Raw genomic sequence first — 18408 nt, 5'->3', positions numbered from 1 at the left:
TCAAAGCCACCTAATATTAGGGTCGGGACGCGGGGCCGCCCTCGACCCGATCCGGTCCGGGGTCATCTCGCCGCACTCTGGCGAGCGTCTTGCTTCGCCCCGATCGACGAACCATCACCCCACCCAGTTCCACCCGGAGGAATCCATGCGAACGCCGATCAGCCTCTTCCTGTTGCTCGCCCTTGGAACGCCCGTCCAGGCCGAGATCCAGACCAAGTCGATTGTCTATGACGACGAGGGGACGACCCTGACCGGCCATCTGTTCTGGGACGATGCCGGCACGACCCAGCGACCCGGTGTCCTGGTGGTCCATGAGTGGTGGGGGCTCAACGATTACGCCAAGCGGCGCGCCCGTATGCTGGCCGAGTTGGGCTATGTCGCCTTTGCCGCGGATATGTACGGCGGCGAGCGCGTCACCACGGATCCCAAGCAGGCCAGCGAATGGATGCAGGAGGTCACCGCCGATCCCGAGTCCTGGCACCAACGGGCCGAGAAGGGGCTGGACCAGCTCCGTTCAAGCCCGCTGGTGGCGAGCGGCAAGCTGGCGGCGGTCGGCTACTGTTTCGGTGGCGGGACCGTGCTGCGGATGGCCTATGGCGGCTCCGATGTCGCCGGCGTGGTGAGTTTCCATGGCTCGCTGCCGGCCGCGCCGGAGGAGGCCAAGGGCCGAATCGGGCCGAAAATCCTGGTACTGCACGGCCAGGCGGACAGCTTCGTCGCCCCGGAAGTGGTGGCCAACTTCCAGACCAAACTGGAAGCGACCGAGGCCAACTGGGAGATGGATATCTATGGCGGCGCGCGCCATGGCTTCACGAACCCCAAGGTTGGCGACTATGGCCTCGGGAACCTGAAATACGACGCTCAGGCCGACGCCCGCTCCTGGAAACGGATGCAGTCCTTCCTGGATGAGTTGTTCGCGGACCGAGATCGGAGGTAGCGCTCAATTCGTAGGATGGACAGAGCGGAAGCGATGCCCATCTTTCAAACCACGGAGCCTTCAGGATTGTGCCGGATGACATCGGCGGGGTTCGTGGGCTTCGCGGCGCTCGGCTCATCTTTATATCTTGAGCCTCGGAGCGTACAGGATGGGTTTCGCTTCGCTCTACCCATCCTACGGGCGATGGTTGATCGCGCCTGGACACGCCATTTCCGGAGGGAGGCCGTAACGGGGACTCGACTCAGGAACCGGCCCCCGCCCGAGGCGACTCCGGCTCCGATGCCGGCGTGAAATGTTCAAGCGCCGGCATCAGCCGCCCCAGACAGCGCTCCAGGATCAGCCGCGACCGCTCGATTTCAGCCGGGTCGGCGGCGTCGCGGATCGCGGCTTCCAATTCGGCCGCCAGGGTTCGCGTCTCGAGCGCGCCGAGCGTCGCCGCCGTGCCTTTGAGGGTATGGGAGAGGCGTCGTGCCTGCTCCTGGTCGCCCAGCGCCAGGGCCTCGCGCACGCGCGTCATGTCATCGGCGTGATTTTGCGCGAATTTCCGCAATAAGCGCAGATAGAGCGGTCGATTCCCGCCGACACTGCGCAACCCGCTCTCGACGTCCAGTCCCTCCAGATCCTCCAGCGCCCCGACCCTGACGGCTTCCGGCGCCTCGGCCTGGGGCGCGCCGCTCACCTCCAGCCAATGCGCCAGCGCGCCGTAGAGTTGACCTGGCTCGACCGGCTTGGCGATATGGTCGTTCATGCCCTCGGCCAGGCAGCGCTCGCGATCGTCCTGGAAGGCGTTCGCGGTTACCGCGAGAATCGGCACCCTCGCCCGATCGGGCAGAGCGCGGATCCGGCGCGCGGCCTCCAGGCCGTCCATTTCAGGCATCTGCATGTCCATCAGGATCGCCGCGTAGGCGAAATCCGAGGCCATCCGCACGGCGACCGCGCCGTTCTCGGCGATGTCCACGCGCAGCCCGGCCTCCTCCAGCAGGATCTTCACGACCTCGCTGTTGATGTCGTTGTCCTCCGCCACCAGGATCCGCGCGCCATGATAGCGGCTCAATCCCTGGTGGGCGTCATCGGGCGCCGCGCGTGGCGATGCTTCGACGACGGCGGCGTCGGCGGTCTTGTCGAAGCGCGCGGTGAACCAGAAGGTACTGCCGACACCCGAGGTACTCTCGACCCCGATCTCTCCGTTCATGAGTTCGACCAGCCGCTTGCTGATCGCCAACCCCAGGCCGGAGCCGCCGAACTTGCGCGTGGACGAGCTGTCGGCCTGCTCGAAGGCGAGGAAGAGTTGCTCCTGTCGATCGTCCTGGATGCCCACGCCCTGATCGCGGACCTCGAAGCGGATCCAGAGATCGCGCGGCGATTGCGCGGCCAGCGTCGCCTCGACGCTCACCGTGCCCTCGTCGCTGAACTTGACCGCGTTGCTGACCAGATTCAGCAGGATCTGACCGAGCCGCAGGGGATCCCCATGCAGCTTCGCGGGCAAGGCCGAATCGATCGAGAGGCGCAGGCGCAGATCCTTCACCTCCACCTCGTGGGCGATCAGCATGTTCAGCTTCGCGAAACTGTGCTGAAGCTCGAAGTCGACCGGGTCGAGATTCAGCCGGCCGGCCTCGATCTTGGAGAGATCGAGGATATCGTTGACCACCCGCAGCAGATGGTAGGCCGCGTCCGAGACCCGCCCCAGCCGGTGCGACTGCTCGGCGTCCCTGGCCCCCGCCTTGAGCAGATGGGTCATGCCGATGATGGCATTGAGCGGGGTACGGATCTCGTGACTCATGTTCGCGAGAAAGGTGTTCTTGGCCAGGTTGGCGGCCTCCGCCGCCACCTTGGCGCGCTCCAGTTCCGCCGTGCGGGTCAGCACCAGATCCTCCAGGTGCTCGCGCGAATGGGCCAGCTCGTCCTCGGTCCGTTTCTTCTCGCTGATATCGATGAAGGTGACGCGGACCTGTTCCAGGGCGTCGTTCTTGAAGACGGGATCGGCGTTCACGAGCAGCCAGCGCGGATTCCCATCGGGCCTCGGCGTGATGCCCAGCGTTTGATTGCGAATCGCCCGATGCGTCGCCATGACCTGGCGAACCGGATATTGCTCCGGCGCCAACGGCCGCAGGGTTTCGTCGACGGCCGCGCGATGCCCGATATCGGGATCGGCGGCGAGCGACGGCTCGGCGCCCGCGAGAATGGTCAGGGCGGCCGGGTTGCCGTCGATCACACGTCCATCGGCGCCATGCACCACAACGCCGACCGGGATACCGTGCAGCAGGTCGCGATAGCGTGCCTCGCTCTCGCGCAGGGCCAGCTCGGCGGCCTTGGCCTCGGTGATATCACGCCAGATCGCGGCCCAGTAACGCCCATCGCGGATATTGAGCAGACGATTGCTGACCATCACCTCGCGCAAGTGGCCGTCCTTATGCCGGTGGCTGGTCTCGAACTCGCCCTGGCCGTTGGGATTGATCATCTCCTTCCAGCCGACGACTCCGCGCGGCGGCGGCACGGCCTGGATATCGACGATCGTGAGCCGGGCGAATTCAGCGCGGCTGTAACCGAGCGACTGACAGGCGGCGTCGTTGAACTCCACGAAGCGCAGCGTATCGGCGTCGATCAACACGATCCCATCGGCCGCCTGATTGACGATGGCGCTGTAAAGCTCCTGACTCTCGCGCAGGGCGTTCTGGGTGCGCCGGTTCTCGGTGACGTCGCGCGCCACGCCCAACACGCCGATGAGTCGACCATCCTGGTCGCGCACGGGGGTCTTGATGGTCTCCAGCAACTCCTGATGGCCATCGTCGCCGAAGGTGATGATTTCCTCGTTGATCGTCGGTCGCCCGGCGCGCAGCGCGTTGAGATCGTTGCGGCGGAAACCGTCGGCTTGCTCGGGGGTCGTGAAATCATGGTCGGTGCGCCCGACGATCCGCTCTTCGCGCGCGCCAAAAAAACTCTCGAAGCGCGAATTGCAGGCCAGGTAGACGCCATCCGGATCCTTCAGCCAGATCAGGTCGGGGATGGCGCGGATCAGGGTGTGCATGAGCCCCAATTCCGCCTTCAGCCGGGTCTCGCTCACCTGCCGCTCGGTATCGTCGCGCCCGATGCCCAGGTAACGCCCATCGTCGAGATGCTGGAGCATGAGATCGACCAGCACCTCGGTGCGATCCGGCCGGCGCATCCAGAGTTCCATGCGCACGGCGGCGCGCGCCTCCAACTGGGCCAGCAGTCCTGGAACGCGCGCCTGATCGCGGGGCGCGATCAGGTCCGGCAGACGCATGGCGCGAAGGGTTGGCAGGTCATGCCCGGTCAGGCCCAACGCCACCGGATTGGCGTATTGCAGGCAAGTATCCGCGTCGCTGATCCAGACCGCGTCCCCGATCGCCGCGCTGACCGCCTGGAGATCGCGCTCGCGATCCATCAGGGCCGTCTCGTCCATGACATAGGCGCGCAGCAACCGGGAATCGCCGGAGTCATCGCGATCCACGACGGTAAAGTCATACAGCCAGCGAACCCGTCCGTCCGGGCGCACGATCCGATAGCGGTGCTCCCAGGTATCGCGCGACTCCCCGAGGTAGCGTGCCACATCGCGGCCGACCCGCTCGCGATCCTCGGGATGGATCGTCGCCGCGTAGCGGAACTCGGGGGCCATCATCTGTTCGGCCGTGTAGCCCAGGATGCGGCCGATATTCGGCGAGGCATAGCGCACCGGCCAGGGCGACTCGGGCTGCCAGACCAGCACGGCCACCGGACCGCCGACGAACAGATCCCGCTCCCATTCGCTTGGTTGCTTGCCGACGCGCCGCGCGCTGTGTCGCACCCAGTTCTGGGACGCCTGGTCGGCGGACGGTCGCTCGCCGTCCAGGGGTCCGACCGCTTGTTGGTGGTTCATGGATGTCACGGTTGCCTAAAGTTTTTCCTGCGTTCCGACACGCACGAGCGCGCTCCCGTCGGCTGGATCCAACCCACGGGAAACGGACCTGTGTGGAGCGGCGCGGGAGCGATCACGATGAAGCCCCTGGCCACGTGTGTTCGACGGCCAAAATTATCGATGAGCGGCGCACATTAGAACAAATCCATACGGTAATGAAGTGGTCGGGATCAAGTGACGCCCGGACGCGATCCCGGTCGGCCAGGCCGCGCGCACGGGACACACTGTCCCTATGTCCGTTGATCGGGGTCCACAAGGCAGCCGTCGACCTAAACGCGCATCCAAGCGCCAGAGGCCACTTAAAGATTTGTTCTGATGTCGATTTTTATCTTCGAACGATCACTCGGAATGAATGACCGGTGGGTCGCCGAGACTGGCGACCCTTTGTGTTCCTGGCGGAGCAGGAGCGCGACAGCCGCGCGCGAACCGGGCATCCTTGGCGATCTCGCGCAACGGCGCAACGACAATTGTCGTCCGACCTAATCTTTAGCCTCGGAGCGTACAGGATGGGTTTCGCTTCGCTCTACCCATCCTACGGGTGGCCGATACACGTCACTTGTGGTCGCCCCCGCCTCAACGTCGCCCCTTGCGCACTGGATGCGGAACGATCTTGACGGTCCTGACCGCGTTATCCGCGGTCTGGATGATTTCCATCGGATGCTCCTGAAGCTTGAGGCTGGTGCCTGGCTCGGGGATGGTCTCCATGTATTCCAGGATCAGGCCATTGAGCGTCTTGGGGCCATCGGTCGGGAGATCCCAACGCAGGGCGCGGTTGAGGTCGCGCACGCTGATGGAGCCGTCGATCAGCAGGCAGCCGTCCTCGGCGCGATGAATCTCCGAGAGACTGTCGGCCGGGTCGGTGGTGAACTCGCCGACGATCTCCTCAAGCAGATCGGTCATGGTGATCAGGCCCAGGAAATCCCCGTATTCGTCGACCACCAGTCCCACCTGTTGCTTGGCGCGCTGAAAGTTGAGCATCTGCTGGTACAGGGGCGTGCCCTCGGGCACGAAATAGGGCTCGCGCGCGATCCCCCGGAGATGCTCCTTGGTCAGTCGATTCTCCAGCAGCGCATGCACGGCATTGCGGGAATGCAGCACGCCGACGACATTGTCGATGCTGCCGTCGTAGAGCGGCAGACGGGTGTAGCTGGTGTTGCGGATGGTCTGGAGGATCTCGTCCTCGCTGTCCTGGATGTCGATGCCGTCGACGTCGTTGCGGGGGATCATGATGTCCTCCACGGTCGCGTGCTCCAGGTCCAGGATCGCCAGCAGCATGGAGCGGCTGCGCTCCGGGATCATGGCGCCGGCCTCGCTGACCACGGTGCGCAACTCCTCGCGACTCAGGTCCGTCGGCGGCCCGCCTTCCGGGACGATGCCGACCATCCTCAGCAGGCCGTTGGTGAAGAGATTGACGAGCCAGACGATCGGATAGAGCACCTTGAGGAGGGGGGCATAGATATAGGCCGCGGGAAAGGCCAGGCGCTCCGGATGGAGCGTCGCGTAGGTCTTGGGCGTGACCTCGCCAAAGATCAGGATCACCAGGGTCAGCAATCCGGCGGCAACGCCGATCGCCGCCTCTCCACCAAGTCGCAACGCGATGACGGTCCCAAGTGACGAGGCCATGATGTTGACGAAGTTGTTGCCGAGCAGGATGAGCCCGATCAGCCGATCCGGCCGATCGAGCAGCCGGCGGGCGATGCGCGCCCCGCGATGCCCCTGGTCGGCCAGATGCTTGAGGCGGTAGCGGTTCATGGTGAGGAGCGCGGTCTCGGAGCCGGAGAAGAAGGCCGAGAGACCGATGAGTACGAACAGGGCGAAAAAGAGTCCGGGCAGGGAGAGATCGTTCACTGAAAACCGTTCGATGGCGGGCGGTCGACTCATTCTAGCCAAACGCTAAACCCGCGGCGAATGCCTGGATGTCGCGGTCGGCTCGCCCCGGGCCATGAATCACGGATTCCTGGCTTGGGTTTGCGGTACATTCGGCCCGATTCGCCCCTTCGACGCGCACGGGTTTCCGCGCGGGTCCGAGGGCCAAGCCTCGGAAAGACTCTCACGATTGGTAAGGACAAGATGCGCCGCGATACCGATGGCGAAACGCCGGAAGATCCCTCGGTACAGGAGGGCTCGAATGCACGTCGATCCGCGCCACCCGACCCGCCCCGAACCAGGCCGGAGCGGGCCGCGGGCGCGATGACGCACCACGGCGAGCGCCACCAACTCCCCTCGGGGACAGGCTCCCAGGGCTGGAGGCTCCGGGTGGTGCTCCTCTATGCCGTCGGGGCGAGCCTCTGGATTCTGCTTTCCGACCGGGCGCTGGAATGGCTCGTCCAGGATCCCGCCCAGGTCGCGCTGACCAACACACTCAAGGGCTGGGCCTTCGTCGCCCTGACCTCCCTGCTGCTCCATGCCCTGCTCCACAGGTTTACTCCGGGGGCTCGGTCCGGCGGACCACCCGCGCCAGGACGCTGGGGTCTGATGTTCGTGCTGCTGACCATGTGGCTCGGCGCCGGCGCGATCGGATTCGACATCGCCCGGAAACTGGCCTCCGGCGAAGGCTGGGAGATCGCGCGCTCGGGAGCCGGGCCGGGGCCCTCGGCCTGGCTCGTCCTGCTGGCCGTCCTGACCCTCCTGGCGACCAGCGCGGGTTTCGTCATCTGGCGCCAGCGCCAGGCGCTGGAGGTGGCGCGCGGGGTTCAGCGGGCTCAGGCCGAACGTCTGCGCACCAACGAACTGCTCGCGGCCATCGCCGACAGTTCCGACGACGCCATCTTCGCCAAGGATCTGGAGGGCCGTTACACCCTGTTCAACCGAGCCGCCAGCCGCTTCGTCGGCCAGCCGGCCGAGGCGGTGCTGGGCCAGGACGATCGGGCCATCTTCCCGGTCGACCAGGCGGAACAGTTGATCGCCATCGGCCGCGCGGTGATCGCGAACCGCCACGCCCAAACCCAGGAGGAGGAGCTCGATACGCCGGAGGGAACCAGGGTTTTCCTGGCCACCAAGGCACCGCTCCATGACGCGCAAGGCCGGATCATCGGTCTCTATGGCATCTCGCGAGACATCACCCGCGACAAACTGGCGGAGGAGGCGCTGCGCCTCAGCGAGCGGCGTTTCCAGGATATCGTCGCGGCCTCCGCCGACTGGATCTGGGAGCTGGACGCGCGAGGGCGCTTCACCTATGCCTCGGAGAGCCTGCATGAGCTGCTCGGCTACGCACCCGAGGAGATCCTCGGCAAGACCCCGTTCGATCTGATGCCGCCCGAGGAGGCCAAGCGGATCGGTGCCCGGCTCCTCGCCCTCGACGCCCGCCATGTCGCCTTCCGCGACCTTCAACACATCAGCCTGCATCGCGACGGGAGCCAGCGTCATGTGTCGACCAGCGGCATGCCGATCCGTGACGGCGCCGACCGGCTGCTCGGCTATCGCGGGCTGGACCGCGACATCACCGAGCGCGCCCAGGCCGAGGCGGAGCTGCGCGCGAGCGAGGCGCTCTTTCGCTCCCTGTTCGACAAGGCGCCGGTGTCCATCCTGGTCCACGACCGCGAGAGCGGCGAGGTCATCGACGCCAATCGTCAGGCCATCGCCGCCTATGGCTACGCCAGCCTGGAGGAACTGCGCTCCTGCGATTTCATGGATGAACCGCCCTACGGCTTCGAGGACGCCGTCCGCTTGATCCGCCAGGCCGCCGCCGGGGGACAGCAGCACTTCGAGTGGAAAAACCGCGATCGTTTCGGGACGATTTTCTGGGAGGAGGTCTGGCTCAACCGCCTCGTCCTCAACGGCATCGAGCGGGTGATGGCGATCGGCGTCGACATCACCGAGCGCAAGGCCGCCGAGGAGGGGCAGCGACACCAGGCCGAGGAGCTGACCCGCCGCTTCGCCGAGCTCAAACGCTTCAACCGGGCCACGGTCGATCGGGAACTGGCGATGATCGAACTCAAGCGACGGATCAACGCCCTCTCGCTCGAACTCGGACGCGAGGCGCCCTACCCCTTGAGCTTTCTGAACGATCCCGACGGCGCATGACCAGGAACCGCGCACCCATGATTGAAACTCCGCGCCTCAAGCCCGAACCGCTCGGCCTGGAGCGCTCGGTGGTAATCGCCGTCCTCCTGGCCCTCGGCGTCTGCGCCCTGCTGTTCTGGCAGCATTCCGATCAGCGCGAGGCGCTCCAGGTCACGGCGCGCAACCTGGAAGACATCCGGCGGTCGCGCATCGATCTCGCCAAGGGATTCCTGCACCTGAGCCTGGCGGAACACCCCGGATCCCCCTTCGGCGAGGACAGCGGCGCGGCGCTGCTGCGACAGTCGATCGCCTCGTTCCAGCGCTCGCTGGAGCCCGCCGCATCGGTCGGCGCCCCGGAGCTGGAGCGCTTCCGTCGCAGCGCCGGGGAGTTCGAGCGCCTGCTGGGTATCTGGACCAGGGATCGAGACCAGGGATCGCAAACCGACCTATCGCAAACGCTCCTCGCGCTCCACATCGCCTATGGCGATCTCGAACGCCAGGCCGAGCAGGCGGATGAGGCGGCGCGCCTTCTGCTGGAGCGCATCGCCGCGCGCACCGATCGCAATTTCGCCCTGACCCTGGGCGGGTGCGCCGGGGCGCTGCTTCTGACCATCGGCATCCTGATCCTGGCCGCGCGCCGGCAGCGCCTTTCGCTCGCCCTGCGCGAGCGGACGACCCGGGCCTTGAGCGAGAGCGAGGCCAGACGGCTGGAACAGGCCGCCCAGTACCGGACCGTCATCGAGACCGCGATGGACGGCTTCTGCACGCTGGATATGAAGGGCCGCATCCTGGCGGTCAACGAGACCTACGTGCGCCGTTCCGGATACAGCCGCGAGGAGCTGGCGGGCCTGCGGATCGCGGACATCGAGGCGCGGGAGTCGCCGTCCGAGGTGGCCGCGCGGATGCGGCGCATCGCGCACGACGGCGGCGCCCTGTTCGAGGCCCTGCATCGACGCAAGGACGGCACGCTCTGGCCCGTCGAGGTCAGCGCCTCCATGAGCACCATCGCCGGTGGACGGGTGTATTCCTTCATCCGCGACATCAGCGAGCGCAAGCGCGCGGAGCAGACGTCGCGCGAGCGCCAGGCCGAGGAACTGGAAGAGCAGCATCAGGCACGACTCGCCGCGCTCAACCTGATGGAGGATGCCCTGGCCGCGCGCGCCCGCGCCGAGACCGCCATCGCCTCGCTGCGCGAGAGCGAGCAACGTCTGCGAATGGCGCAGGAGGGCGCGCACGTCGGCATCTGGGAGTGGGAGCTCGCGAGCAACCGGATCTACTGGTCGCCGGAGTGCTACCGGCTTCATGGTATCCCGCCGGGGAGCGCGCGGATGAACGAGGACTGGCGCGCGCGCGTCCTCCCGGAGCATCCGAGCCGACTCGACGCCGAACACCGTCCCGACCTGACGCCAGGCGTCACCTTCGAGGTGGAGTATCAGGTCCAACTGGATTCCGGCGAGATCCGCTGGCTGGTCAGCAAGGGCGGCATTCAGTGCGACGCCTCGGGCCAGCCGGCGCGGTTGTCGGGCATCAACATGGATGTCACCGAGCGCAAACGTCTGGTCGAGGAACTGGCGCGCTATCGGCTGCACCTGGAGGATCTGGTCGCCGTGCGCACCGCCGAGCTGGCGGCGTCGCGCAACGAGGCCGAGCGCCTGGCGCGGGCGAAGAGCGAGTTCCTGGCGAACATGAGCCACGAGATCCGCACCCCGCTCAATGCCGTCCTGGGCCTGGCGCGCATCGGCGCGCGCGATAGCGGCGGACGCGGCGTCCAGGGAACCTTCGCGCGCATCCTGGAGGCCGGCGAGCATCTGCTGGGGGTGATCAACGACATCCTGGATTACTCCAAGATCGAGGCCGGCCGCTTCAGCCTGGAGTCACGGCCCTTCCAGACGCTTGAGGTCATCGAGATGGCCTGCGACATTGAGCGCCTGGCGGCGTGCGAGAAGGGATTGGACTTCAGGATCGAGGATACCCAGGAACGGCCCGACTGGGTTCTGGGCGACGCCCATCGGCTACGACAGATCCTGGTCAACCTGCTGTCCAATGCCGTCAAGTTCACCGAGCGCGGAGAGGTCGTACTCCAGGTCGGGCAAGCCGGATCTCATACCCTGTTCCAGGTGACGGATACCGGCATCGGGATGACGGCCGAGCAGATCTCCCGGCTCTTTCGGCCCTTCGAGCAGGCCGACGGCTCCACCACCCGACGCTTCGGCGGCACCGGCCTGGGGTTGGCCATCAGTCACGACCTGGCCCGGCTCATGGGTGGCGGCATCCAGGTGGAGAGCGTTCCCGGCCAGGGCAGCCGCTTCACCCTGAGCCTTCCGTTGGCGGAAACCACGGCGCCGCTGGACGAGCCCGCGTCGGCGCCCGAGTCCTCCTGTGGGCGCCTGTCGGGCTTGCGGCTGCTGGCAGCCGAGGACGTGGAGGTCAACCGGCTGATCCTGGAGGATCTGCTGGAGCACGAGGGCGCGCGGGTCGTGCTGACCGACAATGGCCGCCTGGCCCTGGAACGTCTCCAGGCGGATGGCCCATCCGGCTTCGATCTGGTGCTGATGGATGTCCAGATGCCCGAAATGGACGGCTACGAGGCGACCCGACGCATCCGCGCCCTGGCGCCGACGCTTCCGGTGCTCGGCCTGACCGCGCATGCCCTGCCCGAGGAGCGCGCCAAGTGCCGCGCCGCCGGCATGCTCGATCTCGTCACCAAGCCCATCGATCCGGAAACCCTGGTGGCGGCCATCCGGCGTCATGCGCGCGGGGATCGGACCGCCGCGGATTCGCCCAACCCGGCGCCAAGTGAGGACGACCCCGACCCGATTCCGCACGCGCCTCCTGGACTCATCGACTGGGAGGGGCTGGGACAACGCTACGCGGGACGGGAAGCCTTCCTCGACAAGCTGATCCGGATCGCGCTGGAGGCCAACGCGGGGATTCCGGGCCAACTGAGAGCGGCGATCCGGGAGCGGGATCTCGCCCGGCTGGCCTTCGTCGCGCACTCGATCAAGGGCGCCGCCGGTAACCTCCTGGCCCAGCCGCTCGCCGAACTGGCGCGCGAGACCGAGGTGGCGGCCAAATCGAAGCAGGCCAGGGCGCTCGAACTGGCCGAGGATCTGGCCGCGATGGTCCAGAACCTATCGACCGAGTTGGCCGATCATTGAAGCGGCGGCCGGCTCGCGCGCCGGGATGGCGTCGCTCGGCCGCGAGAACTCCTGAACACAACGGATCGAGGGGGAAGGATGATCCGAACGCTTGATCCCCGGCATGCACGGCTGCGCAGATCGCCAGAGCGCGAGGCCAGGTCGTCCGCCTTCGGCCGGGGTCGCGCCGGACCTGGCCGCGAAGTCGAATCGAGGCTTGCAGTTCGCCCGGAGTCGGTCATACTCCGGCCCTTTTTGACAGGGGCTCGCCATGTTCAAGAATGCACGATTCTTCCGGTTGGATACGCCGTTCGGCCTGGAGGCCGCCGAGCTGGAGGAGCGTCTCGCCACCCGCCGTTTCCGCCCCTGCGGTCCGATCGAGACCGCCACCATGGGCTGGTCATCCCCACTGGGCGAGGAGACCTCGGCCCTGGTCCAGGCCGTCAGCGGCTGCTATCTGATCTGTGCGCGCAAGCAGGAACGCCTGCTGCCATCGGCCGCCGTGGCCGAGGCGCTGGATGAGCGGATTGGCGAACTGGAGGCCGGCGAGGCGCGCGATGTCGGTCGCGCCGAACGTCGGCGTCTGCGCGAGCAGATCATCCATGAGATGCTGCCCCGCGCCTTCACCCGCTCGCGCCGGACCATGCTGTACGTCGACACCGAGGCCGGCTGGATGGTGGTGGACGCCTCCAGCGAGAAGCAGGCCGAGGATGTCGTCTCGCTGCTGCGCGAGACGCTGGAGTCACTGCCGGCGAAGCTGCCCGATCCGAGCAAGGCCCCGGCCACCATCCTCACGAGCTGGCTGCTGGATGGCACGGCCCCGGACGACTTCGTCCCCGGCGACGCCTGCGAACTGCGCGACGCCGACGACAACGCCAGCGTGGTGCGGTGCAGCGGTCAGGATCTCGGCAGCGACGAGATCCTCAACCACATTCGCGCCGGCAAGCGCGCGACCAAGCTGGCCCTGGAATGGGACGAGCGTCTGACCTTCACCCTGGCGGACGATCTCTCGCTCAAGCGTCTGCGCGTCGGCGACGCCCTGCTCGAAGAGATGAACGACACCGACCTGGAGCCGGCGGCGCGGCTGGATGCCGAGTTCGCCATCCTGGCGCTGCAACTGCGGCAGTTGATCGTCCGCTTCGACGAGCTGTTCGGGCTGACGGGAGGCGGGGAAGGCGGGGCCTGAAGAGGTTGCGAAACGCTCGACCCGGCCTGGGTTCGACCCGTGGATGGCTAGAGCGAAGCGAAACCCATCATTCCCCAAGCCGACAGGTTGGATTCGCGCACGGGACAAAACGCCCCGATTTCCGTTCCCGAGGGCGTTTCAATGTGACATCCAGGTCAGGGGCGTGGTGGGTTTCGTGGCCAGTCGGCCTCCGTGCCAAGGATCGGCGTCATACCCTGGTCACCCTACCCATGATCCTCGCTATAAATACCGCAGGGCCGCGACGACCAGCGCCGCCGTGGTGGCAATGAAACCGATCAGCCAGAGAAAGTGTTGGTCATGACGCTTGAGTATCTCGTCGAAGCGTTTGTCCATGTCCGCCCGCAGTGAGGCGAGGCGTTGGTCGGACTGCTCGAAGCGTTTGTCCACCTGCTCGAAGCGTTTGTCCATCTGCTCGAAGCGTTTATCCACCTGCTCGAAGCGTTTGTCCATGTCCGCTCGCTGCGCGGCGAAACGCTCGTCCATCCGCTCGAAGCCTTCGCGCATCAGTTCGCGCTGGTGCTTGAGTTCTTCTTCCACCCGCACCATGCGCTCGCGCAGTTCGATTTCGTAGACCACCGGCGGGCGACCAAGGCTCTGCTCGGCCAGCCATTCAGCAAGGTGCTGTTTGATAAAGGCGATGTCTTCTTGGGCTAGGGCCATGCATGTGTCTCCTCTATCACACCATTGGCTACGCGAACTGTAGCGCATGTGGTGGGTCACCAAAAGCGGCAATCCAACCAAGGCCGCTCCCTCGCCAGGCGCTCGGATCGACCAGCGGCACCCGCGCAGCCATCGGATGCCCCCGTTGATACATGCGGACGAAGCCGCCGAGCGCCGGGGGAAATCCAGGGTCACGCGCCCGTCGCGCACGGGCGCAACGACCGCCGGTCGCATCACCCAATCCCGCGCGAGTCCCAGGCGTTCCTGGACCTGGCTCCCGGACGCGGTTTATCCACCGGCACGGATCGATTATGGTAGGCCGCGTCATTGGCAAGGCTCCCGAGCGAGCCGGCGAGAAGACCCCATGAACCTCATCCGACGACTGATACGACGGCTGTTCGGCGGCCAGCGACATCGGCTGCTCGACCGCACCCTCGACCGCCCCAAGGTCAACCGGACCGAGATAGCTTCGCTGGAGGCCGGCGAGATCCCAGCGGAGTTCCTCTGGCTCTCGGCCGATGTCGATCGCCACTTCCATCAGTGGCTGGTCGGTGTGGACGCCTTCGTCGAACAGCCCTTGACGGCCTCCGAAACGGGCCTCCTGGAGGCCTTCGAACAACTGATCCAGGGCGAGCACGGAAGCACGAACCTGGTGCCGCGGCTGCCGACCGTGGTGCCGCAACTGATGCGCAGCCTCAAGGACGAGACGATCACGGGCGCTCGGCTCTCGCGGCAGATCGAGAAGGATCCGGTGCTGGTGGGCGAGGCGATCCGACTGGCGAACAGCCCCTTCTATCGCAGACGCCGCAAGATCGAGAGCATCGAACAAGCGGTCGTCCTCCTGGGACACAACGGATTGCGCCAACTGATCGCGCGGGTGGCCTTCTACCCCATTCTCAACCTCCAGACCGGGCATGTGACCAAGCTGGTCGGTCCCCGTCTCTGGAGTCAGTCAGAGAAATGCGCGCTGGTCTGCCGCTGTCTCGCCCGCAAGGAGCGAAGCGATCCGTTCGTCGCCTACCTCGCGGGTCTGGTCAACAACCTTGGACTGCTGGTCGGGTTTCGACTGATGGACCGGTTGTTGGTCGCGCGCCCGGATGCGCTACCAGGCTCGTGTGAGTTCTATCGTCGCTTCATCGCCCAGGCGGGACGCCTTTCGCACCGCATCGTCGAGGAGTGGGGCTTTCCGGAGGCCGTGGCGGTGGCCCTCGACGAGAAGGCGGCTAATCGCTTCGACGACTCGCTGTCGCTGCTTGGCCGCATCCTTTATGTGGGCGACGAGTACAGCAAGATCCAGATTCTGCTGGACGTGGACAGGATGCCGAGCGAGGTCGATCTGGCCGAGATGGTCGGCGACCCCTGTTACCACGAGCTTACCGCCGCCTGAGCCGTCCCCGCCGCCTCGTCCCGCCCGTTCCCGGACGCACTCGGAGCTTGTGAAAAAACCCTCGTAGGATGGGCAGAGCGAGAGCGATGTCCATCCCGTACGCTCCGAGGCTCAAGATACAAGGATGGGCCGAGCGAGAGCGGTGTCCATGTTTCAAGGGTCGGGGCTCCGGAGGCTTGATGAGGCTCCTAAGGTGATTTCCGGGAAAGTCCGTACCCGACCGAAAACTCCCGGACTGGACAGGATTAACAGGATTCTTCGGGATTTAAAACAAAGCTTTATAAGTCCTGTCAATCCTGAGAAATCCTGTTAATCCTGTCTATGACGGGGCAAAACGTGGGTACAGGGTTTCTCGGAATCACCTTAACCCCTCCCTCGGGGGATAGGGGGCTTGAGCTTCGGAGCTTAGAGGATGGGCATCGCTACGCTCTGCCCATCCTACGAATAGAGCCCAGGCCGGGTTGAATCCTTTCACAATCTCTCAGACCCGATAGAACTCCCGATACCAGTCGACGAAGCGGGCGACGCCCTCGGCGACCGGGGTGGCGGGCTGGTAACCGGCGTCGCGCACCAGATCGGCGACGTCCGCGAAGGTGTCGGGCACGTCGCCGGGTTGCAGGGGCAGCATCTCCATCTCGGCCTTCCGGCCCAGACACTGCTCAAGCACAGCGATGTATTCCATCAGCTCCACCGGCTTGTTGTTGCCGATGTTGTAGAGCCGGTAGGGTGCCTGGCTGGTCGCCGGATCCGGCGTCGCGCCGTACCAGTCCGGGTTGCCCTCGGGCACCCGATCCAGCACCCGGATGACGCCCTCGACGATGTCGTCGATATAGGTGAAGTCGCGCCGGTGCTGGCCGTGGTTGAACACCTGGATGGGCTCGCCGGCGAGGATGGCGCGGGTGAATTTGAAGAGCGCCATGTCCGGCCGGCCCCAGGGTCCGTAGACGGTGAAGAAGCGCAGACCCGTGGTGGGCAGTCGGTAGAGATGGCTGTAGGTGTGGGCCATCAGCTCGTTGGCCTTCTTGCTGGCGGCGTAGAGACTCAGCGGGTGGTCGACATTGTCATGCACCGAGAAGGGCATCGCGGTGTTGGCCCCGTAGACCGAGCTGCTGGAGGCATAGACTAGATGCTCGACGCCCCCGTGCCGGCAGGCTTCCAGGATGTTGGCGAAGCCGACCAGATTGGTCCGCACGTAGGCCATGGGGTTGTCGATCGAGTAACGCACCCCGGCCTGGGCCGCGAGGTTGACGACGCGCTCGGGGCGATGGGTCGCGAAAACCTCGGCGAGTCGCTCGCCGTCCTCGATGTCGACCCGCAGATCCCGATAGCCCGGATCGACGAGATTGCGCGCCAGACGGGCCTCCTTGAGAGCGACGTCATAGTAGTCGTTGAGGTTGTCGACCCCGATGACCTCGTCGCCCCGTTCGAGCAGACGCCGCGACAGGGCCGAGCCGATGAATCCGGCGCTGCCGGTGACCAGAACTTTCATGGAGACTCCTTGGAAACGCTGAGTGGCGAAGCCTGGGGCGGCGATCAGAGCCGGCCATCCACGGCGTCGCGCGGGAGCAGTTGCTTGACGTCGTAGAGGATCACGTCCGGCTTGCCGAGGGCGCGAATCCCCTCGACCCCCAGCGCGGCGAACTGGCGATGCGCCACGGCCAGGATGATGGCGTCGTAGGCCGCCGCGGACGGCTCGGCGATCAGCTCGATACCGTATTCGTGGCGGGCCTCGGCCGGATCCGCCCAGGGGTCGTGGACATCGCAGCCCAAGCCGTGGTCCTTCAGCTCGGCGAGGATATCGACCACGCGGGTGTTGCGCAGATCCGGACAGTTCTCCTTGAAGGTCAGCCCCAGGATGAGCACGCGGCTGTCCCTGTTCAGACAGCATCGCCGGATCATCAGCTTGATGACCTGGCTGGCGACATAGGCCCCCATGCCGTCGTTGAGCCGGCGGCCGGCGAGGATGATCTCCGGGTTGTAGCCGATCTGCTGCGCCTTGTGGGTCAGATAATAGGGGTCGACCCCGATGCAGTGTCCACCCACCAGACCGGGGCGGAAGGGCAGGAAGTTCCACTTGCTGCCGGCCGCCTCCAGCACCTCCTGGGTGTCCAGTCCGAGACGGTTGAAGATGAGCGCCAGCTCGTTGATGAGCGCGATGTTGAGATCGCGCTGAGTGTTCTCGATCACCTTGGCGGCCTCGGCCACCCGGATGCTGCTGGCCAGATGGGTGCCGGCGGTGATGATGGATCCATAGAGGGTGTCGACGAAGGCGGCCACCTCGGGCGTGGAGCCGGAGGTGACCTTTTTGATGGTCGTGAGCCGATGCTCCTTGTCGCCCGGATTGATGCGTTCCGGGCTGTAACCGGCGTAGAAATCGCGGTTGTAGGTCAGCCCGGAGATGGCTTCCATGATGGGGATGCAGACCTCCTCGGTCGCGCCTGGATAGACGGTCGATTCGAAGATGACGATCATGCCCGGCTTGAGGATACCGCCCAGGGCGCGGCTGGCGGATTCCAGCGGACCGAGATCGGGCTGTTTGTGCTGGTTGATGGGCGTGGGGACGGTCACGATCTGCACATGACAGTCAGCCAGATCCTCGATCGTCCGGGCGTAGCCGAGTTGGACGGCCTGACTCAGTTCCTCGGGTTCGACCTCCAGCGAGGCGTCCCGACCCGCGCGCAGCTCGGCGACGCGCGCCCGGTTGATGTCGAAACCCATGGTCGGGTAGCGCTTGCCGAACTCGACCGCGAGCGGCAATCCGACATAGCCAAGACCCACGACGCCGATTCGCGTGCTTGTCAGGTCGGAATGAAAGGGTGCGTCCACGCTGGTCTCTCCCGAATGGCTGAATGTGCGGCGATTCTAGGGGCGACGCGCGTCCCTGACCAGTTTGGCGGACGCGGATCCGGACCTTATCACCTGTCAGTTTCCCGAAACCCACCGGAACAGCGGCTAAGGCCATCAGCTACAAATTAAGGGATTAATCATCATGTCAAGCAGAATCCACTGGGGTCTGAGCCGAATGGCACTAAGATAAGCCCAACCTGCTGAAACGCATGAGAAAGGCTGGCGGTGGTGGTAGGCTGAGAGTGGCCAAACCCAACTGCCCACCCGTGGAGCCAGCCCCCATGCATCCTCGTCAGCGCGCCGCGCAGCGGCAACGAC

Annotated in this window: 10 protein-coding genes; 5 read left to right on the top strand and 5 right to left on the bottom strand. The window is 65.7% G+C overall.

Translation table 11 applies throughout. The features are described from left to right. Positions 1 to 145: 145 nt before the first annotated feature. Entirely contained in the window at positions 146 to 937 is a 792-nt protein-coding gene (locus CKO27_RS08275; protein ID WP_200374412.1) for a dienelactone hydrolase family protein, read from the top strand. Positions 938 to 1178: 241 nt separating this feature from the next. On the opposite strand, the gene CKO27_RS08270 is transcribed toward CKO27_RS08275, so the two are convergent. Next, complete coding sequence (locus tag CKO27_RS08270; protein ID WP_200374411.1) at positions 1179 to 4811, bottom strand: PAS domain-containing hybrid sensor histidine kinase/response regulator; 3633 nt, start codon at positions 4809 to 4811, stop codon at positions 1179 to 1181. 612 nt (positions 4812 to 5423) lie between these two features. Further along, the gene (locus CKO27_RS08265) at positions 5424 to 6698 is read right to left on the bottom strand and encodes a CNNM domain-containing protein (protein WP_200374410.1); all 1275 of its coding nucleotides are present in this window, start codon (positions 6696 to 6698) and stop codon (positions 5424 to 5426) included. A 342-nt stretch (positions 6699 to 7040) separates the two neighbouring features. Here CKO27_RS08265 and CKO27_RS08260 point away from each other — a divergent pair, with 342 nt between their 5' ends. The 3 genes from CKO27_RS08260 to CKO27_RS08250 all read left to right on the top strand — a co-directional run bounded on the left by CKO27_RS08260 (position 7041) and on the right by CKO27_RS08250 (position 13175). Continuing rightward, the gene (locus CKO27_RS08260; RefSeq protein WP_200374409.1) at positions 7041 to 8873 is read left to right on the top strand and encodes a PAS domain-containing protein; all 1833 of its coding nucleotides are present in this window, start codon (positions 7041 to 7043) and stop codon (positions 8871 to 8873) included. 17 nt (positions 8874 to 8890) lie between these two features. Next, positions 8891 to 12010, top strand: coding sequence for an ATP-binding protein (locus CKO27_RS08255; protein ID WP_200374408.1), 3120 nt, complete (start codon positions 8891 to 8893; stop codon positions 12008 to 12010). 250 nt (positions 12011 to 12260) lie between these two features. Beyond that, positions 12261 to 13175, top strand: a complete 915-nt coding sequence (locus CKO27_RS08250; RefSeq protein ID WP_200374407.1) for a recombination-associated protein RdgC — start codon at positions 12261 to 12263, stop codon at positions 13173 to 13175. 240 nt (positions 13176 to 13415) lie between these two features. On the opposite strand, the gene CKO27_RS08245 is transcribed toward CKO27_RS08250, so the two are convergent. Further along, on the bottom strand, positions 13416 to 13856 hold the full coding sequence (locus CKO27_RS08245) for a hypothetical protein (RefSeq protein ID WP_200374406.1): 441 nt from the start codon (positions 13854 to 13856) through the stop codon (positions 13416 to 13418). A 364-nt stretch (positions 13857 to 14220) separates the two neighbouring features. On the opposite strand from CKO27_RS08245, the gene CKO27_RS08240 reads away from it, so the two are divergent. Beyond that, on the top strand, positions 14221 to 15243 hold the full coding sequence (locus CKO27_RS08240) for an HDOD domain-containing protein (RefSeq protein ID WP_200374405.1): 1023 nt from the start codon (positions 14221 to 14223) through the stop codon (positions 15241 to 15243). Positions 15244 to 15724: 481 nt separating this feature from the next. Here CKO27_RS08240 and CKO27_RS08235 read toward each other — a convergent pair whose 3' ends face one another. Beyond that, a complete protein-coding gene (locus tag CKO27_RS08235; RefSeq protein WP_200374404.1) occupies positions 15725 to 16732 on the bottom strand; it encodes an NAD-dependent epimerase in 1008 nt (335 codons plus the stop codon). Positions 16733 to 16776: 44 nt separating this feature from the next. Further along, the gene (tviB, locus tag CKO27_RS08230) at positions 16777 to 18069 is read right to left on the bottom strand and encodes a Vi polysaccharide biosynthesis UDP-N-acetylglucosamine C-6 dehydrogenase TviB (RefSeq protein WP_200374403.1); all 1293 of its coding nucleotides are present in this window, start codon (positions 18067 to 18069) and stop codon (positions 16777 to 16779) included. Positions 18070 to 18408: the final 339 nt, after the last annotated feature.

This window comes from Thiocystis violacea, assembly GCF_016583575.1.
GTDB lineage: Bacteria > Pseudomonadota > Gammaproteobacteria > Chromatiales > Chromatiaceae > Thiocystis > Thiocystis violacea.
The sequence above is the reverse complement of the archived record's forward strand: the minus strand, read 5'-3'. Positions and strand labels throughout refer to the sequence as shown.